Genomic DNA, 767 nt, shown 5'->3' on the forward strand with positions numbered 1-767 from the left:
CCGGGAAAGTAATTGAAGAGTTATTAAATGACAAAGAAACAATCATTCCTATTGAACAACTTCGTTTGAGTCGTTTTACAGAAAGGGTGTTAAACGGATGAGGTCACAAAGAGTCTTTACGACGATTGATACACATACGGGCGGGAATCCAACGAGGACATTAATTAGCGGGCTTCCTAAGTTAATTGGCGAGACGATGGCAGAGAAGATGTTACATATGAAAAAGGAGTATGACTGGATTCGGAAATTGTTAATGAATGAGCCACGTGGTCATGATGTAATGTCAGGAGCGCTATTAACAGATCCGTGCCATCCTGAAGCTGATATAGGTATTATATACATAGAGACAGGTGGATACTTGCCGATGTGTGGCCACGATACAATTGGTGTATGTACAGCTTTAGTTGAATCAGGTTTAATTCCGGTAGTTGAACCGGTCACTTCTTTAAAGTTAGACACGCCAGCTGGCTTAGTTGAAGTAGATATTTCTGTTCAAGATGGGAAAGCGAAAGAAGTCTCCTTCTGTAACATACCCGCTTTTTTACTGAAAAATATTTCTGTACACGTCGAAGAAGTTGGAACTGTAGAGGCTGATATTGCGTATGGAGGGAATTTTTATGCCATTATCGATGCGAAGTCAGTAGGTCTAGAGTTAGTACCAGAAAACGCATCTACAATCATTGATAAGGCGATTCATATTAGAAATACAATTAATGAGAAGTTTGAAATCATTCATCCGCAGTATTCGTTTATAAGAGGATTAACAC

The 767-nt window shown here is 39.4% G+C and carries 1 protein-coding gene; it reads left to right on the forward strand.

Annotated features, from left to right (window positions below; translation table 11 throughout):
- Positions 1-97 precede the first annotated feature (97 nt).
- A partial coding sequence (locus AC1DTM_RS29825) for a proline racemase family protein (RefSeq protein ID WP_477001628.1) occupies positions 98-767 on the forward strand: 670 nt, incomplete at its 3' end.

Source organism: Bacillus sp. P4_D3, assembly GCF_056401855.1.